The following is a 24,389-nucleotide window of genomic DNA, read 5'->3' as shown; positions in this document are numbered from 1 at the left end:
TGCCCCGGTCAGGGGGCCGTGTCCAGTCCTATATCGAGGATCGGTGCGCTGTGGGTCAGCCAGCCGACGGAAATCAGGTCGACACCGGTGGCGGCGATGGCGGGGGCGGTGGTGAGGTTGACCCGGCCCGAGGCTTCGGTGATCGCCCGTCCGGCGACCATTTTGACGGCCGTAGTCAAGGTATCAGGGGGCATGTTGTCGAGCAGGACGGCGTCGACACCGAGTTTCAGCACGTCGTCCAGCTGTTCCAGCCTGTCGACCTCGACCTCGATCTTCACCAGATGGCCGACATTGGCCCGGGCGCGCTCGATGGCCGGGCGAACACCGCCCGATATCGCGATGTGGTTGTCCTTGATCAGCACCGCGTCGTCGAGGCCGAAGCGATGGTTGGAGCCGCCGCCGCAGCGCACGGCGTATTTCTCCAGTGCGCGCAGGCCGGGCGTCGTTTTCCGGGTGCAGACGATGCGCGCCTTGTGGCCGGCAACAGCATCGACGATGCCAGCGGTGGCGGTGGCGATGCCGCTGAGATGGGACAGGAAGTTCAGCGCGACGCGTTCGCCGGTCAGCAGGCCACGCGCAGGCCCGCTGAGTGTGGCGATGACGTCGCCCGGAACCAGGCGGCTGCCGTCGGGCTTCTCGACCTTCATCTCGATTGCGGGCTCGATCAGGCTGAAGGCAAGCCCTGCCAGGTCGAGACCAGCTACGACGCCCTGCTGGCGCGAGACGAGCACGACTGTCGCCCGGTGGTCCGCCGGCACGATGGCATCTGTGGTGATGTCGCCGGCGCGGCCGAGGTCTTCCAGCAGGGCGGCGCGCACCAGTGGCTCGAGCATGATCCGGGGCAGGGGTGAGAGGTGCATCGTCAGGCGCTCCGGGCAATGGGCAAGAAATCGAGCGAGGCCGCGGCCTGCTGTGCCGCGTCGAGCGTGATACGCGATCGGCGCGCCGCGGCGCTGCGCAGGGGGAAGTCGCTGCGGCTATGGGCGCCGCGGCTTTCCTCGCGGCCGAGCGCCGAGACGGCCATCATCAGCGCCACGGCGGCGGGATCGGCTGCCGGCGAATTGCCGCTGGCAATCGGCAGCAGTGCCGCAACCGCCTCGCGCAGGCTTTCGCCGTCGCGCAAGACGCCCAGCGAGGACGAGACGATGTCGCATGCAAAAGCCGGATCGGGGCGTACAGGCACCGGCGGCAAGGCGTTTGCCACATGGTGCGTATCGGCGGAGGCGGCGACGCTGCGTGCCACCCAGCCGGCCATGACGACGGCTTCGGTCAGCGAGTTGCTGGCCAGCCGGTTGGCGCCATGCAGCCCGGATGAGGCGACCTCGCCGCAGGCCCACAGGCCCGGCACGCTGCTGCGGCCTTCGCGGTCCACCGCCACGCCGCCCATGTGATAATGCGCGGCGGGACGCACCGGGATCGGCTCGCGCGCGGGGTCGATCCCGGCGTCGTTGCAGTAGCCCGCAATCGTCGGAAAGCGGTCGGCAAAACCTGCGCCGAGGCAGGCCCGGGCGTCGAGAAACACCCGGTGGCCGCGGGCGAGATGGCGATGGACGCCGCGCGCAACCGCATCGCGCGTGGCAAGCTCGGCGCCCGGCAGCTCGGCGAGGAAGCGCCGTCCGGTTTCGTCGATCAGTACAGCGCCTTCGCCGCGCACCGCCTCGCTGATCAGCCGCATCGGCCGCAGCACGCCGTCGAGCGCGGTCGGGTGGAACTGGACGAATTCGAGGTCGGTAAATGCCGCGCCGGCGCGCGCGGCGAGCGCCAGGCCCTGGCCGAAGCAGCCGAGCGGGTTCGTCGTGTCGCGAAACAATGCGCCGACCCCGCCCGTGGCGAGCACGACGCGGCCGGTGGCGAGCGCCATGCTGCCGGTGCCGCCGGCGGCGAGAACGCCTGCGATGACACCGTTTTCGACGAGCAGCCGGCGCGCCGCGAAGCCTTCGACGACTGATATCGACGCGGTGTTGCGGACAGCGGCCACAAGCGCGCGCATCAGTTCGCGTCCGGTCGCGGCCCCTGCCGCGTGCACGATGCGCCTGCGCGCGTGGGCGGCTTCGAGCCCAAGCTGCAGGGTGCCGCCGGCATCGCGATCGAAGGCGACGCCCAGCGCGGCGAGCCTGTCGATGGCCCGTGGCGCCGCCTCGACGATGCTGCGGACGATTGCCTCGTCGCACAGGCCGTCGCCGGCAGCCAGCGTGTCGGCGAGATGCAACTCCGGCGAGTCGTCGTCGCCCATTGCCGCTGCGAGCCCGCCTTGCGCGATCGCGCTCGAGGCGTCGCTGCCCAGTGGCGCGGCAGAGAGCAACACGACCGGCTCCGGCGCCAGCTCGAGCGCCGTCATCAGGCCGGCGAGCCCGCCGCCGATGATGACGGGGCGTCCGGCCAGGCGGGCGACGTCGGTCATACCGCAAGCATCCGTTCGACGGCGAGGCGGGCGCGCTCGGCGACGGCCGGGTCGATGGTCACGGCGTGTTCGTTGCGTTCGAGGGCGGAGCGGATATTGCCGAGCGTGATCAGCTTCATGTGCGGGCACAGATTGCACGGCCGGATGAACTCGACGTCGGGATGGTCGACGGCGACGTTGTCGCTCATCGAGCATTCCGTCACCAGGACGACGCGGGCCGGCTTCTCACGGCCGACATAGTCGGACATCGCGGCCGTCGAGCCGGCGAAATCGGCTTCGGCAACGACCTCGGGCGGGCATTCCGGGTGGGCCAGCACGGTAACGCCGGGATGGGCGGCGCGCATCTCGCGGATGTCTTCGGGCGTGAAGCGCTCATGCACCTCGCAATGGCCTTTCCAGGCAATGATCTCGACGTCGGTCTGGGCGGCGATGTTCTGCGCCAGATATTCGTCGGGCAGCATCAGCACGCGCGGCACGCCGAGCGATTCCACTACCGCCTTGGCATTGCCCGAAGTGCAGCAGATGTCCGATTCCGCCTTCACCGCGGCCGACGTGTTGACATAGGTGACAACAGGCACGCCGGGATAGCGCTGGCGCAGCAGGCGGATGTCTTCGGGCGTGATCGAATCGGCCAGCGAGCAGCCGGCGCCCATGTCGGGGATCAGCACCGTCTTGGACGGGTTCAGCAGCTTGGCGGTCTCGGCCATGAAATGCACGCCGGCGAGCACGATGACGTCGGCCTCGACCTCCATCGCCTTGCGCGCAAGCGCCAGGCTGTCGCCGACGATGTCGGCGACACAATGGAAAATTTCCGGTGTCTGGTAGTTGTGCGCCAGGATGACGGCGTTGCGCTCGCGTTTGAGGCGCAGGATGGCGTCGATGTCATCGGAAAAGACCGGCCACTCGATGGCGGGAATGACGCGCTGGACGCGGTCATAGAGCGAGGCGGCGGAAGGGGTCATGCCAGACATCGTTGCTCCTATTATGCTCGAACTGAGTATAATTGGGGCATATGCTTAGCATGAGCATAAGCTCTGTCAAGCCGCGAATTGGCTATTTGGTGCCGGCGACCAGACGTTCGTCGAGCACGGCGTGGCGGAAACGGAACAGTTTCGCCGGGCGTCCACCGGTGTCGGCGCTCATTTCGCCGGTTTCCTCGACCAGGTCCTGCTGCTCGATAAGGCGGCGGAAATTCTGCTTGTGCACGGTAACGCCTGCCAGTGCTTCGACCGCGCGCTGCAACTGCAGCAGCGTGAAGGCCGGCGGCATCAGCTCGAACACGACGGGGCGATATTTGATCTTGGTCCGGAGGCGGCCGATGCCGGTGGCGAGGATTCGCCTGTGATCGCCGGTCATGGTCCGGCCCGGCACGGCAGGGGCATTCGTGTCGCCTTTCGCGCGCACCGCCTCTTCGACCAGACCTGCCTCGAACAGCAACTCGTAGCGCTGCAGCACCAGCTCTTCGTTCCAGTGACGGTCGTCGAAGCCGAAGGCGCCGGCGGCGCGGCGCAGCCGGTTCTGCCGCTTGTCCTGTTGCTCGGCAGCATCAGCCCACTGACGCAGGCGCGGCACGATGATGTCGTCGATAATTGCGGGCGCGCCCGTACGGTGGTCTTCCCAGGGGAAGAATTCGTACCAGTTGCGCCAGCTGCCCGGCGGCGTGCGGTGCGAGGGCTCTTCGCGCGTCAGGCCGAGATAGCTGATCGAAATCACCCGACGGGTGGCTTCCTCGATGCTGCGGTCGCGGTCGGCGAAGGTGTAGAGCTGCTCGATGTATCCAAGCGGGTGGCCGGTCTGCTGCTCCACCCAGTCGCGCAGTCCCGATTGCAGCGAACGATGGCCAAGCGCGAATGGGCCCGAGGGCAGGGTGGTGCCCTCCTTGACGGTGAGCACGACAGGATTTCCGTTGGGGGCCGCGACGAGCACCGCAATCAGATCCGCGCTGATCGCACGACGCTCAGCTGCACCTTCCTTGTCCGCCCCTGGTGTCTTCAGCATCTTGCCCTTCGTCGATTTCCGGCTGCAATCGGAAAGCCAGATGGATCAAAGGTCAACACCCAATTGCCTGCCGCCGACCTTCATCACATCAAGTGTTTGATGGTTATTGGCCTGCAAAGCCAAGAAAATCCACATGCCGAAGGGGATTACCGTATGACGATGGGTAAAGCTGTCTCGCCGGGCTGGCAAGAAGCTGACACGTGTGTGGGGAAATGCTGAACAGCCCCCGAAAGCAGCATCGATACCAAGGACATCGCTTTGCTTGACCGAGAGGTCTTCTACGTCGGCAGCCACGCTGCAACTGCCTGAGGCCAGTCGCTCAGCGGAGAGCCTAGGTGTTTGATCCCGAGCTTTAATGGTGCGATGTTTTCTTCCGAATGGAAGGATGCGCTATGGGACAGATTCTACACGGTCGCGCCACGACGACAGAGGCAGTCCGTCGAGCAATACAAAATAGTCAAGAGAGCCTGAAGAAGCTCGCCAAGCGCTATGGCATCGATCCGAAGACGGTTGCGAAGTGGCGGCACCGAACCTCGACTGCCGATCTTCCGACCGGCCCAAGCAAACCAAGATCGACGGTGCTGTCCCTCGAAGAGGAAGCAGCCATCGTCGCCTTTCGCAAGCATACGCAGCTGCCGCTGGATGATTGCCTCTATGCCCTGCAGCCGACGATCCCACACCTGACGCGTTCGTCCTTGCATCGTTGCCTTCAACGCCACGGCATTTCGAGACTGCCGGAGGTGGACGCCGACAAACCGGCCAAGAAGAAGTTCGAAGCCTATCCGATCGGCTATTTCCACATCGATATCGCCGAGGTGCAGACCGCCGAGGGTAAGCTGCGTCTCTTCGTTGCCATAGATCGAACGTCCAAGTTTGCTTATGCGCAATTGCACGAGACGGCGGGCAAGATGTTGATGGTCCAGTTCCTTCAAGATCTGATTGCGGCCGTGCCCTATGCCATCCACACCATTCTAACCGACAACGGCATCCAGTTCACCAATCGGACCTGCGATCAGCACGCCCCTCAGCACGTCTTCGATGACATTTGCGACAAGCATGGCATCAAGCACCGGCTCACAAAGATCAACCATCCTTGGACCAATGGCCAAGTCGAGCGGATGAACCGAACCATCAAGGAGGCAACCGTCAAGCGCTTCCATTATGACGACCACGATCAACTGCGTCGGCACCTCGCCGACTTCATCTCAGCCTACAACTTCGCGCGCAGGCTCAAGACCCTCAAGGGCCTCACACCCTATGAGTTCATCTGCAAAATCTGGGAAAAAGAGCCAAAACGGTTTCGGGTTAATCCAACCCATCAAATGCCGGGACTAAACACCTAGCCACTGCTGCCGGGGCTGCAGGCCCCGTCGCGCATCTTGGTCGAGTGCGCGTCCCGGGACCACCCCGCCCCGGGACGCGTGTCTCCTTTGTCGATCAGTCCGTCGGCATCTTGCAGTCGGCGGCGTAGCTGTCGCTGTGCGCCGTCAGCACCTTGCTCTCGGTCTTGAGCACCATCTTGCCGTCAGCGCCCTTTTCCGCCTTGAGCGAATACCAGTCCTGCACCGGGTGCTGGTTGGGGCCGAACTTGAACGAACCGCGGACCGACGGGATTTCGGACGTCAGCAGCGCCTTGCGGAAGGCCGGCAGGTCGTCGACTCCCGACTTTTCCAGGCCGGTGCCGATCAGAAGTGCTGCGTCATAGCCCTGGGCGGCATAATAGGTGATCGGACGGTCGCCGAACTTGGCCTTCCAGGCCGCGACGAAGTCCTTGTTCACAGGATTGTCGAAGTCGTCGTTCCAGTGGCTGGTGACCTTCACGCCGAGAGCGGCGTCGCCGACGGCACCGACGATGACCTGGTCGAGGGACGCCGGATGGACGACCATCGGGATGTCCTTGAGCAGGCCGGCCTGCTGGTACTGGCGCATGAAGGCGATGCCGAGGCCGCCCGGCTCGAACTCATAGACGACGTCGGGCTTGGCGGCGCGGATCTGCGCCATCTCGGCGGCGAAGTCGGTCTGGTCGAGCCCGGTGTAGGTCTCGCCGACGACCTCGCCCTTGTAGAAGCGCTTGAAGGCGCCCATCGTTTCCTTGCCGGCCTGGTAGTTCGGCGCGATCAGGAAGGCCTTCTTGTAGCCGAGCGACTGGGCAAGGGCGCCGGCGCTTTCGCCCTGGCTGTCGTCCTGCCACGAGCTGACGAAATAGTTCGGGTGGCATTCCTTGCCGGCGAAGGTGGCGGATGCGGTGTTGGCGCTGACATAGATCGCGTCGCCGTCGAGAATGTCGGGCAGCGCGGCGAAGGCGACGTTGGCGAACACCATGCCGGTGAACAGCTTGATGCCTTGCTCGGACAGCATCTTGTCGGCGATCTGCTTGGCATTGCCCGGCTTCAGGCTGTCGTCCTCGACCACCAGTTCGACCGCCTTGCCGCCGAGCTGGCCCTTGTTGGCATCGATGGCGAGCTGGAAGCCGTCGCGGATGTCCTGGCCGAGATAGCCGGCGGGACCCGAAAGCGTCGTGATCATGCCGATCTTGAGCGGGTCCTCGGCATAGGCCGCACTGACCGACAAAGCCAGGGCGGCGGCCGACAAGATTCCCTTGAAATGCATCAGATTATTCCTCTTCCCCAAAATTCCCCACCGCTCGGGCAAAGCCTCCGCAATCCTCGATCGCGGGCTGTGCTGGCCGTCGCGGTGGACGCTTCAAAGGGAGGGGCAGCAGGGCAGGCGGACGCTGCCCGTGGCCGGCGCATCAGCTCGCCGGTCGTCGTCGGGCAGAAACCGCAGGCAACAGCTGCTCCTCCGCAGTGTTGTCCAATCGCCCAAGCTTGGCCCAACCAGCATTCCGGTAAATGGAAAACTCGTCATCCAGCCATGACGTCTGGGAATATCAATCGTCCAGCGATTACTTATACGTCATGGCGCGCCAGGTCGGCGGCGGTGCGGCGCAGCGTCTCCACCAGCACTTCGGCCGCCGGCGACAGCCGCGCATTGGTCCGGGTGGTGATGCCCATCGGCATGGCCGTGGCGCGCAAGGTCACCGGCAGGATGACGATGGCGCCGGCGGCAGCCTCGCGGCGCGCCACCTGGGCGGGGAACACGCCGAGATAGTCGGCATCGATCAAAAGCGCCCGATTGGTCAGAAGCGAAACGGAATCCACCGCATGCGACGGCGGCTCGAGGCCTTCCTCGCGAAAGGCGATGTCGATCTGGCGGCGCAGGCTGGTTTCCTGTGGCGGCAGGATCCACTCCCAGCCGATCAGGTCGGCGAGGCTGAGCTCGCTGCGCTCGGCCAGCGGATGGCCGCGACGCGCCACGACACAGGCGATATCGTCCATCAGCACCTCCTGGACGACATTCAGCCGGTCGCGCTGTTCGGACAGGCGCCCGACAACCATGTCCAGTTCGCCGGCGCGCAGTGCCGGGATCAAGACGTCATTGGTGCCCTCGACGATCTTGACCACGAGCTTGGGCCGCTCCTTGCGCAGGCGGGCGATGGCCGTCGGCAGCAATTCGGCAGACGCCGACAGCAAGGTGCCGATGGCGACGCGCCCGCCGGTGCCGTCGCGCAGGTCGGCGAGATGTTCCTCGGCATGCGCCAGCTGGGTGATGACGAGGCGCGCGTGCTCGGCCAGCGTGTCGCCGAACATCGTTGGCACGACGCCGCGATTGGTGCGGTCGAACAGCCTCGCCTTGGTCAGCGCCTCGATTTCCTGCAGCGCCTTGGTCACCGCCGACTGGGTCATGTTCAGCCGCTTGGCGGCGCGCACCAGATTGCCCTCTTCGACGATCGCCACGACCATGCGCAAATGGCGGATGGTGAGACGGCTGGTGACGAGTTTCATCGGAGCCTCACTTTCAAGTCGTTATGCCAGATTGATATTCCAAATCCTCATAGGAATTTCCAGAGAATTCACTTGTCTGAATGTCCAATCGCTGGAAACTTGTCTGGAGGAGGCGTTGGCGGCGCAAGGCGTTGCCAGCGCGCGGAGGCATTTTCGGCCTGAGGCGCCCCATTGCGGCCAGGCCCCAGACGTCGGCAGGATCTGTCGCACGGGGAGGACAATCCAGACATGACCGACAAAACCGGAACCAGGCGCCATGCGGAGATCGCAGGCGCTGGAATTGGCGGGCTCACCACGGCTGCCGCACTGGCCCAGCGCGGCTGGTCGGTGACGGTGCACGAGCGCGCGCCGAACCTGCGCACCTTCGGCGCCGGCATTTACATCTGGAGCAACGGCCTGCGCGTGTTGAAGGCCATCGGCGCTTATGACCAGGCCGTCGCCGGCGCCCATGTCGGCCCGCAGTTCCACACCCGTGACCATGACAACACGACGATGGAGGAAATCCCCATCAACGGCCAGGGCGACGCCAGGCTGATCACCATCCTGCGCGAGCAGCTCATCAATTCACTGGTCGATACCTGCCGCCGCAGCGGCGTCGAGATCCTGACCAATTCGGAAGCGGTCGGCGCGACGCCGGAGGGCGAATTGCTGCTCGCCGACGGTTCCAGGCGCAAGGCCGACCTCGTCGTCGGCGCCGACGGCATCAACTCGAAGCTGCGCGACTCGCTCGACCTGATGATGTACCGCAAGCATCTCGGCTATGGCGCCATCCGCATGCTGATCGGCCGCGACGACGCCGACGTGCCGGCAGAGGACCGCGACCGCTACATCGAATATTTCACCGGCACCCGCCGCATCCTCTACACGCCGGCCAGCGCCACCGATCTCTATGTCGCGCTGTGCTGCGCCGCCGACGATGCGGCAGCGCTCAAGGTTCCGGTCGACCGCGCGCTGTGGACCCAATCCTTCCCGCATCTCGCCCATCTGGTCTCGCGCTTCGGCGATGCCGGCCGCTGGGACGCCTTCGAGGTGGTCAAGCTCAAGAAGTGGAGCAAGGGCCGCACGGCGATCCTGGGTGACGCAGCACACGCCATGCCGCCATATCTCGGCCAGGGCGGCGGTTGCGCCCTGATGAACGGCCTTGGGCTTGCCGCCGCCGTGGCCGATGCGCCCGACATCGACCGGGCGCTGGCTGCATGGGAAGAGCGCGAACGCCCGATCACCGAACATACGCAAGACACCGCCGAGCGGCTCGGCGACATGAATTTCTGGCCCGACGAATTGCGCTCCGAGGTGATGAAGATCACCGGCAAGAGCCGCGAACTCGGCGCCGAGCGCATGAAGACGGCGCGTTATCAGCCGACCGCCACCGAGCCGCTCGCCTGACCAGCAAACATTGGGTGCTGTGCGCCCCAGACTTCGGAGACTTCAGATGAAATCCATCCAGATCGGCGCCAACACGCTGTCCTACGACGAGGCAGGCGAGGGCGAGGTGCTCTTGTTGCTGTCGGGCTGGTGCCAGGACCACCGCCTGTTCAAGACGCTGGCGCCCGAGCTCGCCAGGACCCATCGCGTCATCCGCCTGGACTGGCGCGGCCATGGCGAGCATCGCGAGCATGACGGCGACTTCACCGTCGACGACCAGGCGTCCGACGTCGCAGCCTTCCTCGACAAGATGAACATCGACAGGCTGGTGCCGGTGTCGACCTCGCATGGCGGCTGGGCCAATATCGAGGTGACCGATCGTCTTGATGTGGCGCGCATCCCGCGCACCGTCGTCATCGACTGGATCCAGACCACGCCGAACGAAGACTTCTTCCGTATGATCGACCACATCCAGGATCGCACCAACTGGGAAAACGGCCGTGGCGATTTCTTCAACTACTGGATCGGCGACACCGAGAGCCAGGACATCGTCAATCACGTCAACAACGAGATGGCCAAGTACAGCTTCGAAATGTGGGCGCGGTCCGGCCGCGAGATCGGCAAGGCCTACCGCAAATGGGGCAACCCGATGCAGCGCATGGCGGCACTGAAGGACAAGCGTCCGATCACCCACATCTATTCGCAGCCTTTCGAGCCGGAATATGCTGAGGCGCAGCTCGATTTCGCTGCCGGCAACGACTGGTACAAGCCCAACAAGCTGCCCGGGAGAACGCACTTCCCGACGCTCGAGCAGCCCAAGGTGGTGGCCGACACCATCCGTGCCTTCGTCGCCTGACAGGAGGTGTGCATGAGCGTGCTTGCCGAAGAAGCCAACTGGCCGCGTGACGTCCTCGACCGCGACTATGGCGCGCGGGCGTCCGTGACGCCCGAGGTCTTCGAGGCGGCAATGCGTGGCTACCGAAGCCGTTCCGAGGAGATGCGGGACCATGCCACGCATCTCGACGTCGTCTACGACGAAGAGAGCGGCCAGACGATCGACATCTACGGCACCTCAGGCGAGGCGCGGCCGGTGTTCATGTTCATCCATGGCGGCTACTGGCGCATGCTCTCCAAGCACGATTCCGCCTTCATGGCTGATATGCTGGCGAAGAACGGCATCGCCACCGCCGTGGTCGATTACCGGCTGGCGCCCGAGGCGTCGCTCGACGAGATCGTGCGCGAGGTCAGGGCGGCGATCAGCTTCCTGTGGAAGAATGGCCGTGCGTTCGGCATCGATCCCGCGCGCATCCATGTCGGCGGCAGCTCGGCCGGCGGACATCTGACCGGAGCGGTGCTCTCGGGCGGCTGGCATGACGAGGCAGGTGTGCCGGAGGACGTCATCAAGGGCGCGCTGCCGATCAGCGGCCTGTTCCAGCTCGCGCCGATCTCGAGATCCTTCGTGCAGGACTGGATCAAGCTGGACGACGCGGCGGTGAAACGGCTGAGCCCCGCCGCCAACCTGCCCAGGGTCGGCTGCCCGATCGTCGTTGCCTATGCCGATGGCGAGCCCGACGGTTTCCGGCGGCAATCGACCGCATATGACCAGATGTGGCGCGAGGCTGGTTTTGCCTCGGAGCTGATGGAAATCCCCGGCCGCAATCATTTCGATGTCCTGCTCGACCTTGCCTCGGAGGACACGGTCCTGTCGCAGGCCTTGCTCCGCCTGATCAAGGGCTGAGCCTTAGCTGGCGTCGCGCGGCGTCAATTGCTGCGCGTAGCGGCGCACGACACTGGCAAAGGCCGAGACGGCAGGCGACACCGAGCGCCCGGTGGCGTGGATCAGCGACACCTCGCGCGAGATGGTCGGTTCGGCCAAGGGCTTGCCGGCGACCTTCCTGAACCGCGCCGCCGCCAGCGCATAGGTGGGCAGAACGGCGATGCCGAGGCCGGCTTCGACAAGCGCGATGGCCGTCGTCACCTGCGTCACCTCGAAGGCCGGCTTGAACGGCATCTGCGCCATCTCGAAGCCGACCTCGACCAAGAGCCGGATGCCGCTGTCGCGCGTCAGCGTGATCAGCGGCTGGTCCGCCAGGGCCGCCCATCTGACCGTCTCCGCGCCAAAGAACGGACTGCGGTGGTCGCAGAACAGCATCAGGCTGTCGCGCACCAAAGACAGCCTTTCTATGCCGTCCTCGGCCGGAGAAAAGGTGCCGAGGCCGCAATCGGCCTGACCGCTGCGCACGCTGTCGACAATCTGCTCGGTGCCGACGTCGGCAAGTTGCACCGATATGCCGGGATAACTCTTCTGGAACTCGGCAATCGCCTGCGGCAGCACCACCGAGGCGAGCAGCGGCGGCGCGGCGACGCGCAGGCGTCCGCGCCGGCGTTCGGCCAGCATGTGCACGCCCTCGACCGCATGCTCCAGCTCCTCGATCACCTTGGTTGCCGAGTTCTGGAACTCGCGGCCGGCATCGGTCAGCTCGACCCGCCGCGTGGTGCGGTCGAACAGGCGCACCGACAGTTCTGCCTCGAGATCGCGGATTGCCTGCGACAGCGCCGGCTGCGCCGTGCCCAGCCGCTTCGAGGCGCGCGAAAAGCTGCCGAGCTCGGCGACCGCCAGGAACTGCTGGATCTGCTTGATGGTGATCTTCACTGATGCCTCCGCGCACGGCTCCGGCGGCCGGCCTCCTGCGTCGCAAACTTATACAAAAAACAGTCTTAATTTATCAGATAAATCCATCTTGTCGATATAATGGTTTCCGTCGATGTTGGCACCAAGACGCACGGGCGCTGCCCGGAACCGTCGAACTGATGCCAATTGCGAAGCCGAGGCGCCCGATGTCCAACTACCCCGATCTCCAGCTTTACATCGGCGGCGCCTGGCGGCGGACGGCGGAAACGCTGCCTGTCATCAACCCGGCTGACGAGAGCGTGATCGGCGCTGTTCCCGTCGCATCCACCGGAGATCTCGACGCTGCGCTCGAAGCCGCCGAGCGCGGCTTTGCCGTCTGGCGCAAGACCTCGCCCGCCCGCCGCGCCGAGGTGCTGCGCAAGGCGGCTGCACTTCTGCGCGAGCGCATCGACGAGGTTGCCACCGACATCACCCGCGAGCACGGCAAGCCGTTCCAGCAGGCGCGCCTCGAAGTCATTCGCGGCGCCGAGTTCTTCGAATGGGATGCCGGCGAAGCGCAGCGCACCTATGGTCGCGTTATCCCGAGCGAACCGGGCATCCGCTACATCGTCCATCACCAGCCGATCGGCACGGTGGCGGCGTTCTCGCCATGGAATTTCCCGATGAGCCAGCCGGCGCGCAAGATCGCCGGCGCCCTGGCCGCCGGCTGCTCGATCATCATCAAGGCCGCCGAGGAGACCCCGGCAGGCTGCCTGCACATCGCACGCGCCTTCCATGATGCTGGCCTGCCTGCCGGCGTGCTCAACCTCGTCTTCGGCATTCCGGCGCAGATTTCCGAATATCTCATCCCGCAGGAGCAGGTGCGCCTGATTGCCTTCACCGGCTCGACAGCCGTCGGCAGGACGCTGACCGGCCTTGCGTCCCGTTATGTCAAGCCGACGCTGATGGAGCTCGGCGGCCACGCCCCTGTCATCGTCTGCGACGACGCCGATCCGGTGAAGGCCGGCATTGCCTCGGCCATCCGAAAGGTGCGCAATTCCGGCCAGGTCTGCACCTCGCCGACGCGTTTCTTCGTCCATGAGAGCGTCTACAAGCCCTTCACCGAGGCCTTCATCGAGCGCGCCCGCGCCGTCAAGGTCGGCAACGGTCTGGAAGACGGCGTCGAGATGGGTCCGGTAGCCAATCATCGCCGTGTCGAGGCGATGGAAATGCTGGTTGCGGATGCCGCCTCAAAGGGCGCCAAGCTGCTGCTCGGCGGCGAGCGGCCGCGCAACAGCGGTTATTTCTATCCGCCGACGATCCTCGCCGAGCTGCCCGACGAAGCCCGCGTCATGCGCGAGGAGCCGTTCGGCCCGCTGGCGGTGATCAATCCCGTCTCCTCGCTCGAAGAGGCGATCGAGAAGGCCAATGGCGTGCCTTTCGGCCTCGCCGCCTACGCCTTCACCAATTCTGCCGCCAATGTCGACCAGATCACCGACGATCTGGAAGCCGGCAACGTCTCGATCAACACGCTGGAGGCCTCGGTCGCCGAGACGCCGTTCGGCGGCGTCAAGGAAAGCGGTTTCGGTCGCGAAGGCGGTGTCGAAGGCATCCTGCACTACATGGTGGCCAAGAACGTCTCCCACCGCATGGCAATCTAGCCGAAGCCTGCAATCGCCTCGTAAAGGTTCGCAATTCGATGAAGTACGACAAGAAGACCGCCAAGGCCCATTCGAGGGCGACGATGAAGGGCATCTGGGCCGCCGCCCTGATGCCGTTCAAGGACGACCTCTCGATCGACGAGGACGGTTTCCGCAGCAATGTCGATCACTGGATCGGCGACCTCGGCATTGACGGCTTCTTCATTGCCGGCAAGCAGGGCGAGTTCTTCTCGATGTCGCTTGACGAGCGCAAGCGTTGCTTCGACCTCGCCGTCGACGCCTGCGCCGGCCGCGCCCAGACCATCATGTCCTGCTCCGACCAGAACATGGACGTCGTCATCGACCTCGCCAAGCACGCCCAGAAATGCGGCGCCGACTACATCGTCGTGCACGCGCCGATCCTGCATTTCTTCAAGGAGCAGGACGAGACGCTGCTCAACTACTATCGCACCATCGCCGACAAGGTGGACATCGGCATAGCCCTCTGGAGCCATCCCGACAGCGGCTATCTGATGAGCCCCGAACTGTGCAACAAGCTCGCCGACATCGAGAACGTGGTCGCCATAAAGTATTCGGTGCCGCGGCCGATGTATTCCGAACTGACCCGGCTTGCCGGCGACCGCATCCTCGTCAGCACCGCCTCAGAGGAGGAGTGGCTGGACAACATCCTCGAGCTCAACTGGCAGCTCTATCTCTGCTCGTCGCCGCCTTATCTGATCCAGACCAGGCACGACAAACGCATGCGCGAATACACCGACCTTGCCTTGTCAGGCAAAGCCGAGGAAGCACGCCGCATCCGCGACAGCCTCGACCCGGTGCGCGCAGCACTCAAGAACACGCGCCCGGCCGAGAAGCCGCATTCGCACCAGAAATACTGGCAGGAGCTTCTGGGGCAGGCAGGTGGACGCGTGCGCCCGCCGCTGCTCGAACTGACCGAGGACGAAAAGCGCGCCACCCGCGCCGCCTTCGAGGCATGTGGGCTGAAGACTTCAGCCTGACCGATCAATCCGACGCTCGCGCGCCGACCCAAAGGAGGAACGACAATGACCAGACGCCTTTCGGCCTTCAGCTTCTCGAAGTGGATCGACGAGCACGCCCACCTGCTCAAGCCGCCGGTCGGCAATCAGCAGATCTGGGAAGACGCCGACCTGATGGTGACTGTCGTCGGCGGCCCCAACAAGCGCACCGACTATCACGACGATCCGGTCGAGGAGTTCTTCTACCAGCTCAAGGGCGACATGATGCTCAAGGTGGTGGACAACGGCAACTTCTACGACGTACCGATCCGCGAGGGCGAGATTTTCCTGCTGCCGCCGCATGTGCGCCACTCGCCGCAGCGTCCGCAGGAAGGCTCCATCGGCCTGGTCGTCGAGCCCAAGCGCAATGACGGCCTGCTCGACGCCTTCGAATGGTACTGCTTCGAGTGCAACGGGCTGGTCAAGCGCGTCGAGGTCACGCTGAAGAGCATCGTCCGCGACCTGCCGCCGATCTATCAGGCGTTCTACGCCGACGAGAAGGCGCGCACCTGCCCGCAATGCGGCGCGCTGCATCCGGGCAAGACCCCGCCGGAAGGCTGGGTGAAGCTCTAATCCGACCGCATTGTCACAACGGTTCGCCCAGGAGTGGGCCGCTCCAGCTCAGGATCCAGGCATGAAACTGAAGTCTTCGCTCATGACCTTCGCGGCTGCGTCGCTTTTCGCCCCGGGGGCACTTGCACAAGACCCGGTCAAGATCGGTATGATCACGACGCTTTCCGGACCGGCTGGCTATCTCGGCCAGGACGTGCGCGACGGTTTTCAGCTGGCGATCGACATGGAAGGCGGCAAGCTTGGTGGTGTGCCTGTCACCGTGCTGGTGGAGGACGACGGCCTCAAGCCAGGAAATGGCCGGCAGATCGCCGACAAGTTTCTGAACGACGAGGGCGTGAAGCTGTCCACCGGCATCGTCTTCTCGAACGTGGCTGGTGCGACGGTACCCGAGATCGTCGACGCTGATGCGATCTTCGTCAGCCCCAATGCGGGCCCGTCCGAATTCGCCGGCAAGGGATGCCATCCCAACTACTTCGTTCTCTCGTGGCTGACCGACACGATGCAGGGCAGTGCAGGCCAGAATGCCACCGATCTCGGCTACACCAAGGCCTTCGTGCTGGCACCCAACTATCAGGCCGGCAAGGACGCCATCGCCGGCTTCAAACGCTACTTCAAGGGCGAGATTTCGGGTGAGATCTATACGCGTCTCGACCAGACTGACTTTGCCGCCGAGATGGCGCAGATCAAGGCGGCTAATCCGGACGTTGTGTTCCAGTTTCAGCCTGGCGGCCTGGGTATCGCCTTCCTGCGTCAATACCAGCAGTCGGGTTTGCTCGGTGCCGTGCCAATGGTCATTGCCGAGCCGTCGATGGACCACGCCATCCTCAAGGCCGTGGGCGAGGCGGCTGCAGGTTTGAACGTATCGGGTTCATGGAACACCGACTTGGACAACGAGACCAATCGCGAGTTCGTCGCCAAGTTCGCAGACACCTACAAGCGCACGCCGACCATGTATGCGGCGCAGGGCTATGATACGGCGCTCGCCATCGCCTCGGCGCTCAAGCAGACGGAAGGCGATGTCGAGGACATCGAGGCCTTCCGTGCGGCGCTGCTCAAGACCGAGTTCAAGACTACGCGCGGCAGCTTCAGCTTTGGCAAGAACCAGCATCCGGTTCAGGACTGGTACGCCATGCAGGTGGTCAAGGACGCCGCCGGCGAGATGACTCTCAAGACCCGCAAGAAGCTGCTGAGCGCGCATGGCGATCCGTTCGCCGGCGAATGCGACCTTTGAGGCGGCTTACGGCATGAAGGTCACGCGTCAGCGCATAAGTGAACTCGGCATCGAACTGGAACAACTTCACGCTGGTTCAGTCACGGTGACCTGCATTCCCGACATGGCCAATGTCGCCTGGCCGGCAAAGGCGATCTTCGCGGGGCTTTCCCGCGAGGATCTGGAAGCCGCTGCCAGGCGCTCGCCCGCAGGCACTGTCGATCCGCAAGGCGAGACGGTGGCGCTCAGCTTCAACTGCTATGTCGTCGAGACGTCTGATTACGTCGCGCTGATCGACGGCGGCATCGGTGACGGCAAGGAGCGGCCGCACCGGCCGGCCTGGCATCGCCGCGAAACCCAGTTCCTCCAGACCTTGTCTGCGCTCGGCATTTCGCCCGAGCGCGTCGACATCGTCATCAACACGCATCTGCACGCCGACCATGTCGGCTGGAACACGAGGCGGAAAGGCGAAACCTGGCGGCCGACCTTTCCCAATGCGCGCTACGTCGTCGCCCAGACCGAACTAACCCACTGGACCAAGGTCCACGAGGCCTCGGTCGACGGCAATACGCTGCATGGCGCCTTCGCGGATAGCGTGTTGCCCATCGTCCGGTCGGTCGGCCTCGAGGCGGTGGCTTCGGACGCCGAGGTGGCGGCGGGCCTGCGGCTGAAGCCGGCGCCGGGACATTCGCCCGGCATGGTGGTGGTCGCGCTCGACACGGAGGAGTGCGAGGTGCTGTTCCTGGCCGACGCCGTGCATCATCCGTTGCAGCTCGGTGACGACGGCATCGTCTGCAACTTCTGCGAGGATCCGGTCGAGGCGCGGACGACGCGGATCGGCCTGCTCACCGAGGCCGCCGCCAACGCGACCGTGCTTGCGCCCTACCACTTTCCCGCCCCTGTCTTCGGCCGGCTCAAGGCAGAGGCGGCTTCGTTCCTGTTCGTGCCTCTCGACATCGAGGCAACCGACCGGCTTGCGACCGACCTGGCAATCAACAATGCGCGCTGAAATGCGCCGATCAGAGGAGAACTGAGGATGAATGTGAGGACAACACTTCTTGCCGCATCGATCGCAGCCCTTACGACGTTTCCGGCAATGGCTGCCGATCTCGTCAAGATCGGCATGATCACCACGCTGTCAGGCCCTGCCGGTTATCTCGGCCAGGACATCCGCGACGGCTTCATGCTGGCGCTGGAGGAGGGCAAGCTTGGTGGCGTGCCGGTCGAGCTGGTTGTGGAGGATGACGGGCTGAAGCCCGGCCAGGGCAAGCAGATCGCCGAGCGCTTCATGAGCGAGCAAGGCATCAAGCTGTTCACCGGCATCGTCTTCTCCAATGTCGCCGGCGCCACCGTTCCCGACATCGTCGACAACGACGCCTTCTATGTCAGCCCCAACGCCGCGCCGTCGAACATGGCCGGCAAGGAGTGCAACCCGAACTATTTCGTCGTCTCCTGGCAGAACGACAGCCTGCATGAGAGCGCCGGCCAGAACGCCACCAATCTCGGCTACAAGAAGGCCTTCGTGCTGGCCCCGAACTACCAGGCCGGCAAGGATGCCATCGCCGGCTTCAAGCGTTACTTCAAGGGCGAGATCGCGGGCGAAATCTACACCCGCCTCGACCAGACCGATTTCGCCGCCGAACTCGCCCAGGTCCGCGCCGCCAAGCCGGACGTGGTGTTCCAGTTCCACCCCGGCGGCCTCGGCATCACCTTCCTGCGTCAGTACGAGCAGTCGGGCCTGATGAAGGAAATCCCGATGGTCGTGGCCGAACCATCGATGGATGGCGTCACGCTCGCAGCGGTCGGCGATGCCGCCATAGGCCTCAACGTGACCAGCCACTGGAACGCGGACTTCGACAACGCCGCCAACAAGAAGTTCATGGACGCCTGGAACAAGGCCTACAACCGTCCCGTCACTTATTACGCATCGCAAGGCTACGATGCCGCCCTGGCTTACGCCTCGGCGCTGAAGGCCACCGGCGGCAGCCTCGACGATGCGGACGCCTTCCGCGACGCCCTGCGCAAGGCCGACTTCGAATCCGTGCGCGGCAAGTTCGCCTTCGGCCCCAACCAGCACCCGGTGCAGAACTGGTACGCGCTGAAGGTCGAGAAGGGCGACGACGGCAAGCCGATGCTGAAGACCGTCGGCGAGGTCCTCAAGGACCATGGCGACGCCTATGCCGCCGAGTGCAAGATGTAACCTCTATCGGCTCGCGACGGCGGGCGGCAGCGGTGCCGTCCGCCAGTTTCCCCGTTTTTCCAATCGAAGCGACAGGCAATGACGCTCTTCCTCGAACAAATGCTGAATGGCGTGCAATTCGGCGTCATGCTTTTCCTGCTGGCAGCCGGCCTGACGCTGATCTTTGGCATCATGGGCGTGATCAATCTGGCGCATGGCTCGATCTACATGATCGGCGCCTATGCCGGCACATGGGCGGCCGCTGAGACCGGCTCATTCTGGCTCGGCATTCCGGCAGCGCTTGCGGCCGCAGCCGTCACCGGTGCCGCGATCGAATTCCTCGTCGTGCGCAGGCTTTACCAGCGCGACCATCTCGACCAGGTGCTGGCGACCTTCGGCCTGATCCTGATCTTCAACCAGGCCATCACCATCCTGTTCGGGCGCCAGCCGCTGTTCGTGTCGATGCCCGAAATGCTCGGCGGGTCGGTCGAGCTTCTGCCCGGGCTGGTCTATCCGGTGTACCGCCTGGCGATCATTGCCGTCGGCCTGCTGGTGGCGCTCGGGCTCTATCTGCTGATCAACAAGACCCGCATCGGCATGCTGGTCCGCGCCGGCTCGACCAATCGCGAGATGGTGCGCGCGCTCGGCGTCGACATCCGTCTGCTCTACACGCTGGTCTTTGGCCTTGGCGCGCTTCTGGCCGGTCTCGCCGGCTTCATGGCCGGTCCGATCCTCGCCGTCCAGGTCGGCATGGGTGAGCAGATCCTGATCACCACCTTCGTCGTCGTCGTCATCGGCGGTGTCGGCTCAATCCGCGGCGCTTTTTTCGCCAGCCTCATCCTCGGCGTCGTCGACACCGGCCTGCGCGCCTATCTGCCGGGCCTTTTGCGCCAGGTCATGGTCGGCCCGGAAGCCGATGCGCTCGGCGCCGGTATCTCATCGATGGGCATCTATCTCTTGATGGCGATCGTCCTCCTCATCAGGCCGAAGGGCCTGTTCATCCGCAATTCCTGAACCAGGCGCCGACATGCCCATGGAAAAGACACTCAAGCGACCCGCCTTGCTCGCCGGCGTGCTGATCGCGCTGATCGCACTGCCCGCGGTCGCCGACGCAACCGGCTATGCCGCGCTGACGTCGCTCGCAACCCGCGTGCTGATCTACGGCATTGCCGCCGCCAGCCTCAATTTCGTGCTCGGCTATGGCGGTATGGTCAGCTTCGGCCACGCCGCGTTCTTCGGCATCGGCGGCTATGTCGTCGGCATCCTCTACCAGCATTATTCGCTGGGCGAGCCGCTGTTCGGCTTCATCCCGGGCACCAACCAGCTGTTGATCACCATTCCGGTCGCGCTGGTGATATCAGGCCTGATGGCAGCGCTCATCGGCGCACTTTCTCTGCGCACCGGCGGCGTGCAGTTCATCATGATCACGCTCGCCTTCGCCCAGATGCTGTTCTTCCTGTTCGTCTCGCTGAAAACCTATGGCGGCGACGACGGCCTGATCATCCGCCGGGCCAACGAACTGCCGGGCCTCAACATGCGCGACAAGCAGACCGTCTATTATGTCTGCCTGGCGATCACGGTGGCGTTCTTCTTGGTCCTGTGGCGCATCGTCAATTCGCGCTTCGGCAACGTCATCGTCGGCCTGCGCCAGAGCGAAAAGCGCATGGCCGCGATCGGCCTGCCGGCCTACCGCTACAAGCTGATGGCCTTCGTCATCTCGGGCATGGGCTGCGGCCTTGCCGGCGCATTGATGGCCAACTTCCTGCGTTATGCCAGCCCCGACATGATCCATTGGACGAAGTCGGGCGAACTGATGGTGATGGTCATCCTCGGCGGCGTCGGCACGCTGTTCGGCCCGCTGCTCGGCGCTGCCGTGTTCATCGTGCTCGAATCGATCCTCGCCTCATGGACGGAGAACTGGCAGCTCGGTCTTGGCCTGATCCTTTTGTTCGTGGTCCTCTACACCCAGGGCGGCGTCCAGGGCCTGGGTAGCAGGCTGCTCGGGAGGCGCGCATGACGCCGGTCCTCAACGTCAAGGGCATGGTCAAGCGTTTCGGCGGCCTGCTTGCCACCGACCATGTCGACCTCACCGTCAATCCAGGTGAGATCCACGCATTGATCGGCCCCAATGGCGCCGGCAAGACCACGTTGATTTCTCAGCTGATGGGCGAGCTCAGGCAGAACGAGGGCACGATCGAGCTCGACGGTGTGCCGATCACCAGCCTGCCGACCGCCAGGCGCGTGTCGATGGGGCTGGCGCGCACCTTCCAGATCACCTGCCTGCTGCCCGACTACACGGTGCTCGACAACGTCGCCATCGCCATCCAGGTGCGCCAGGGTCACAGCTTCCGCTTCTGGGGCAACGTCCGCCACGAGCACCAGCTCGGTGAAAGCGCCCGCGGCTTCCTCGATGCTGCCGGTCTTGGCGACCGGGCCGGCGAACTGGTCGCCAACCTGTCGCATGGCGAGCAGAAGCAGCTCGAGCTTGCCGTGGCGCTGGCCACAAGGCCGCGCCTGTTGCTGCTCGACGAGCCGATGGCAGGCCTTGGCCATGTCGAGAGCCAGCAGATGATCGAGATGCTGCGCGGTCTCAGGAGCCAGGTCTCGATGCTGCTCGTCGAGCATGACATGGAGGCGGTGTTCGCGCTGGCCGACCGCATCTCGGTGCTGGTCTATGGCCGCATCATCGCCACCGGCACCGTCGACGAAATCAGGGACAATCCCGAGGTTCGCACTGCCTATCTGGGCGAGGGAGACGAGTTATGCTGAGCGTCGCCGGACTGCAGTCGGCCTATGGCCGCAGCCAGGTGCTTTTCGACGTCGCGCTCGAAATCGGCGATGGCGAGGTGGTGACGCTGCTCGGCCGCAACGGCATGGGCAAGACCACCACCGTCAAGTCGATCATGGGGCTGCTCAAGCCGCTGTCGGGCGAAGTGCGATTCACCGGTCGCGACGTCTGCGGCGCCACGCCCGAAACGGTGGCGCGGCTTGGCGTCGGCCTGGTGCCCGAGGGCCGCCAGACCTTCTCGACGCTCACCGTGCGCGAAAACCTCGTCGCCACCGCAGCCAATCGTCTCGGCCGCAAGGACCCGTGGACGCTGGAACGCGTCTATGCGCTGTTTCCGAGGCTCAAGGAGCGCGCCGGACAGGCTGCCGGAACACTGTCGGGTGGCGAGCAGCAGATGCTTGTCGTCGGCCGCGCGCTGATGACCAATCCCAAGCTGCTCATCCTCGACGAGGCGACCGAGGGTCTGGCGCCGGTCATCCGTGCCGAAATCTGGGGCTGCATCGAGGCGCTCAAGGCGGAAGGGCAGTCGATCCTGTTGATCGACAAGAACCTCAACGTGCTGAAGCGTCTCGCCGACCGTCACTACATCCTCGAGAAGGGCCGCACCGTCTGGTCAGGCAGCGGCGAAGACCTGACCAACAACGCCGAACTGGTACAGCGTTATGTCGGCCTCTGACAAGCGCAAGCGTCGTTTGCGGCTCTGCTTCGTCGGTTGGGGTGCCATCGCCTCACGGGTCGGCGAGTTGCTCGCCGAGCGGCAGCCGGCCGGCGTCGAGATCGTGGCCGTCGCCGTGCGCGATCCGGAACTCGAACGGCCCGGCTTGCCGGCGAGTGCCCGCCTGATCACCGGGCCGCACGAACTGGCTGGGCTCGACATCGACATGGTGATCGAGGTGGCCGGCCGCCCGGCGGTCGCCATCTGGGGCGAGGCGGCCTTGCGCCATGCGTCAAGTTTTGTCGTGTCCTCGGCAAGCGCATTCACCGACGACGCGCTGCTTGGCCTTCTCCTGGCTGTCGCCGAGAAAACGGGCAGCCGCATCGTCGTTCCCTCGGGCGCGCTCGGCGACCTTGGCGCGCTCGCTGCTGCCTCGGCGCTGCCGCTGGACGAGGTCAGGCACACGATCGTCAAGCCGCCGCTTGCCTGGAAGGGCACGCGGGCCGCCGAGATGATCGACCTGGACAGGCTGGCCAGGCGCACCGAGTTCTTCGCCGGCACGGCGCGCCAGGCTGCGGAGGCATTTCCGCAGAATGCAAACGTTGCCGTCATCTCGGCCTTGTCGGGCATCGGCCTGGACCGTACGCGCCTCGTGCTGGTCGCCGATCCCTCGGCCGCGCGCAACATCCACGAGATCAGTGCCGCCGGCGCCTTCGGCACGCTCGATCTGAGACTGGAGAACGAGCCGCTGAGGACCAATCCGAAGTCCTCCGAGATGACCGCGCTCAGCCTTGTGCGCCTGATAGAAAACGCGGTTGCGCCGTTGGTGCGCTGAGCGGTCCCTATCGTCCGGGACGACACACAGCCCGACCAAACGACAATCGCTGCGCCAGAGATGCAACGTTGTTGCTCTTGCGGCCAGGCTTGCCACAGCAATACGCCATATGCGGATATTGAGAAGCATCGCTTGGGCTTTCGTCGGATGGCCAGTTCCGACCCGAGCGCGGCTCCGAGCTTTGTTTCTTTATGAAGATTCTATTTTTCGGGGCTCGGCCCGGCATGGACCTTTTATGGCCGTCTGACCAACTATTGCCTCAGGGCAGCGTGCTATGATGTGTACCGCCGGTGGCCGCGGCGGCAGGCCTGTTGGCCGCCATTCGGTCGACCAGTTGTAGCGCGTCGCGGCATGTTGTTGGACAGGAGTTGGGCCAATGGTCGGTGCCAGTTCGAAGTCGCATCTGGAGATCACACGGATGCCACCTGCCGATCCGCTTCCGAGCCCGGCAAATTCTCCTGTTGTGGTGGGCTACCTTGCAGCGCTGGTGATGACGGCCGCTGCGACGGTCCTAGCTGTCAGTGTCGATCTAGGGGTAACGATCCCGAACCTCTCCCTCATCTTTGTCGTGCCGGTGGTCATCGCAGGCGCCAGCTTCGGCCTGGGTCCCTCGCTCTGCGCGGCAATACTCGGCGCGCTCGCCTACAATTTCTTCCTGACCGAGCCACGCTATTCACTCGCTGTCAGCGACCCGGCGAACGTCTGGGCGATCGCACTGCTTTTCGTCGTCGGACTTGTCGTGAGTAGCGTTGCCTTCACCTCAGGCCGGAGGGCCACCGACGCGGCAAGCTTGAGAAGGCAGACGACCGTCCTGCAAGGCTTCAGCCGCGACATCGTGGCGGCCGACAAGCCGGAGGCAATCGTCTCGCTCACTTCCGAAGTGCTTGCGGGGGTCTTCGAGGTTCCTGCCGTGGTGATGCTTGTCACGGACGATGCGGTTTCCGTGAAGCAAATTGTCGGGGCCGTCGAGCTTCAGGACGCCGAATTAGGGGCGGCACTGTCGTCGTTGGCGGCGCAGACTGCCGTGCGCGCCGGGATCTACCCGGCTGTCACTTCACGCTTTGACTTCTGGCCGGTGGTAACGGCGAGAGGCCAAAGTGCGGTCATTGGGCTTGCTTTCGACCCTGCCGAGCGTCCTTCGAAACCGGAAATGTTGGTCGACATCGTTCGGGGTGTTCTGGAGCTGGCACTTGACCGCCAGCTTTCCCCGGCTGGCGGCAACGCCCGGTCCGCAGGCTGACGTCTCGATACG

Annotated in this window: 24 protein-coding genes; 16 read left to right on the top strand and 8 right to left on the bottom strand. The window is 64.6% G+C overall.

Annotation, left to right across the window (positions count from 1 at the left end; all coding sequences use genetic code 11):
• Window positions 1-8: 8 nt before the first annotated feature.
• The 5 genes from nadC to IG197_RS03320 form a co-directional block, all read right to left on the bottom strand.
• Window positions 9-860, bottom strand: a complete 852-nt coding sequence (gene nadC / locus IG197_RS03340; RefSeq protein WP_192316946.1) for a carboxylating nicotinate-nucleotide diphosphorylase — start codon at window positions 858-860, stop codon at window positions 9-11.
• Between the two features lie 2 nt (window positions 861-862).
• Window positions 863-2,401: an L-aspartate oxidase gene (locus IG197_RS03335; RefSeq protein ID WP_192316944.1), complete on the bottom strand. Its 1,539-nt coding sequence runs from the start codon at window positions 2,399-2,401 to the stop codon at window positions 863-865.
• Window positions 2,398-3,372 carry a quinolinate synthase NadA gene (nadA, locus tag IG197_RS03330; protein ID WP_192316942.1) on the bottom strand — a complete coding sequence of 325 codons (975 nt, stop codon included), beginning with the start codon at window positions 3,370-3,372 and terminating at the stop codon, window positions 2,398-2,400. The genes IG197_RS03335 and nadA overlap by 4 nt, the downstream gene beginning before the upstream one ends.
• 82 nt (window positions 3,373-3,454) lie before the next feature.
• Window positions 3,455-4,399: a hypothetical protein gene (locus IG197_RS03325; RefSeq protein WP_067966686.1), complete on the bottom strand. Its 945-nt coding sequence runs from the start codon at window positions 4,397-4,399 to the stop codon at window positions 3,455-3,457.
• 45 nt (window positions 4,400-4,444) lie between these two features.
• On the bottom strand, window positions 4,445-4,693 hold the full coding sequence (locus tag IG197_RS03320) for a hypothetical protein (RefSeq protein WP_192316940.1): 249 nt from the start codon (window positions 4,691-4,693) through the stop codon (window positions 4,445-4,447).
• Between the two features lie 98 nt (window positions 4,694-4,791).
• Here IG197_RS03320 and IG197_RS03315 point away from each other — a divergent pair, with 98 nt between their 5' ends.
• Window positions 4,792-5,742 (top strand): IS481 family transposase, encoded by a 951-nt coding sequence (locus IG197_RS03315; protein WP_192316938.1) that lies wholly within the window; start codon window positions 4,792-4,794, stop codon window positions 5,740-5,742.
• Between the two features lie 94 nt (window positions 5,743-5,836).
• On the opposite strand, the gene IG197_RS03310 is transcribed toward IG197_RS03315, so the two are convergent.
• Both IG197_RS03310 and IG197_RS03305 read right to left on the bottom strand, forming a co-directional pair.
• Window positions 5,837-7,009 carry an ABC transporter substrate-binding protein gene (locus IG197_RS03310; protein ID WP_192316936.1) on the bottom strand — a complete coding sequence of 391 codons (1,173 nt, stop codon included), beginning with the start codon at window positions 7,007-7,009 and terminating at the stop codon, window positions 5,837-5,839.
• Between the two features lie 299 nt (window positions 7,010-7,308).
• On the bottom strand, window positions 7,309-8,244 hold the full coding sequence (locus IG197_RS03305) for a LysR family transcriptional regulator (RefSeq protein ID WP_192316934.1): 936 nt from the start codon (window positions 8,242-8,244) through the stop codon (window positions 7,309-7,311).
• Between the two features lie 228 nt (window positions 8,245-8,472).
• On the opposite strand from IG197_RS03305, the gene IG197_RS03300 reads away from it, so the two are divergent.
• Genes IG197_RS03300 through IG197_RS03290 form a run of 3 tightly spaced genes read left to right on the top strand, consistent with a single transcriptional unit; the run spans window position 8,473 to window position 11,347 of the window.
• Entirely contained in the window at window positions 8,473-9,630 is a 1,158-nt protein-coding gene (locus IG197_RS03300; protein WP_192316932.1) for an NAD(P)/FAD-dependent oxidoreductase, read from the top strand.
• A 46-nt stretch (window positions 9,631-9,676) separates the two neighbouring features.
• Window positions 9,677-10,465, top strand: a complete 789-nt coding sequence (locus IG197_RS03295; protein ID WP_192316930.1) for an alpha/beta fold hydrolase — start codon at window positions 9,677-9,679, stop codon at window positions 10,463-10,465.
• A gap of 12 nt (window positions 10,466-10,477) precedes the next feature.
• Entirely contained in the window at window positions 10,478-11,347 is an 870-nt protein-coding gene (locus IG197_RS03290; RefSeq protein WP_192316929.1) for an alpha/beta hydrolase, read from the top strand.
• 3 nt (window positions 11,348-11,350) lie between these two features.
• Here the strand turns inward: IG197_RS03290 and IG197_RS03285 are convergent, their stop codons facing one another.
• Window positions 11,351-12,262, bottom strand: coding sequence for a LysR family transcriptional regulator (locus tag IG197_RS03285; RefSeq protein ID WP_192316927.1), 912 nt, complete (start codon window positions 12,260-12,262; stop codon window positions 11,351-11,353).
• A gap of 185 nt (window positions 12,263-12,447) precedes the next feature.
• Between IG197_RS03285 and IG197_RS03280 the strand changes: the two genes are divergently transcribed.
• From IG197_RS03280 to IG197_RS03225, 12 genes are all read left to right on the top strand, one after another.
• Window positions 12,448-13,881, top strand: a complete 1,434-nt coding sequence (locus IG197_RS03280) for an NAD-dependent succinate-semialdehyde dehydrogenase (protein WP_192316925.1) — start codon at window positions 12,448-12,450, stop codon at window positions 13,879-13,881.
• Window positions 13,882-13,919: 38 nt separating this feature from the next.
• A complete protein-coding gene (locus IG197_RS03275) occupies window positions 13,920-14,879 on the top strand; it encodes a dihydrodipicolinate synthase family protein (RefSeq protein ID WP_192316923.1) in 960 nt (319 codons plus the stop codon).
• A gap of 45 nt (window positions 14,880-14,924) precedes the next feature.
• Entirely contained in the window at window positions 14,925-15,470 is a 546-nt protein-coding gene (locus tag IG197_RS03270) for a 3-hydroxyanthranilate 3,4-dioxygenase (RefSeq protein ID WP_067962779.1), read from the top strand.
• A 61-nt stretch (window positions 15,471-15,531) separates the two neighbouring features.
• Window positions 15,532-16,701, top strand: coding sequence for an ABC transporter substrate-binding protein (locus tag IG197_RS03265; RefSeq protein ID WP_192316922.1), 1,170 nt, complete (start codon window positions 15,532-15,534; stop codon window positions 16,699-16,701).
• Entirely contained in the window at window positions 16,667-17,689 is a 1,023-nt protein-coding gene (locus tag IG197_RS03260; protein WP_192316920.1) for an MBL fold metallo-hydrolase, read from the top strand. Before IG197_RS03265 ends, IG197_RS03260 begins: the two co-directional genes overlap by 35 nt.
• A gap of 27 nt (window positions 17,690-17,716) precedes the next feature.
• Window positions 17,717-18,880, top strand: a complete 1,164-nt coding sequence (locus IG197_RS03255) for an ABC transporter substrate-binding protein (RefSeq protein ID WP_192316918.1) — start codon at window positions 17,717-17,719, stop codon at window positions 18,878-18,880.
• A 78-nt stretch (window positions 18,881-18,958) separates the two neighbouring features.
• Window positions 18,959-19,873, top strand: coding sequence for a branched-chain amino acid ABC transporter permease (locus IG197_RS03250; protein WP_192316916.1), 915 nt, complete (start codon window positions 18,959-18,961; stop codon window positions 19,871-19,873).
• A 19-nt stretch (window positions 19,874-19,892) separates the two neighbouring features.
• A complete protein-coding gene (locus tag IG197_RS03245; RefSeq protein ID WP_192316914.1) occupies window positions 19,893-20,876 on the top strand; it encodes a branched-chain amino acid ABC transporter permease in 984 nt (327 codons plus the stop codon).
• On the top strand, window positions 20,873-21,628 hold the full coding sequence (locus IG197_RS03240) for an ABC transporter ATP-binding protein (protein ID WP_192316912.1): 756 nt from the start codon (window positions 20,873-20,875) through the stop codon (window positions 21,626-21,628). Before IG197_RS03245 ends, IG197_RS03240 begins: the two co-directional genes overlap by 4 nt.
• Window positions 21,622-22,323 (top strand): ABC transporter ATP-binding protein, encoded by a 702-nt coding sequence (locus tag IG197_RS03235; RefSeq protein WP_192316910.1) that lies wholly within the window; start codon window positions 21,622-21,624, stop codon window positions 22,321-22,323. The genes IG197_RS03240 and IG197_RS03235 overlap by 7 nt, the downstream gene beginning before the upstream one ends.
• Window positions 22,310-23,137, top strand: coding sequence for an aspartate dehydrogenase (locus IG197_RS03230; protein ID WP_192316908.1), 828 nt, complete (start codon window positions 22,310-22,312; stop codon window positions 23,135-23,137). Before IG197_RS03235 ends, IG197_RS03230 begins: the two co-directional genes overlap by 14 nt.
• Before the next feature lie 376 nt (window positions 23,138-23,513).
• Window positions 23,514-24,377: a DUF4118 domain-containing protein gene (locus IG197_RS03225; RefSeq protein WP_192316906.1), complete on the top strand. Its 864-nt coding sequence runs from the start codon at window positions 23,514-23,516 to the stop codon at window positions 24,375-24,377.
• The last annotated feature ends 12 nt before the right edge of the window (window positions 24,378-24,389 follow it).

The organism is Aminobacter sp. SR38, from assembly GCF_014843375.1.
Classification (GTDB): Bacteria; Pseudomonadota; Alphaproteobacteria; order Rhizobiales; family Rhizobiaceae; genus Aminobacter; species Aminobacter ciceronei.
The sequence above is the reverse complement of the archived record's forward strand: the minus strand, read 5'-3'. Positions and strand labels throughout refer to the sequence as shown.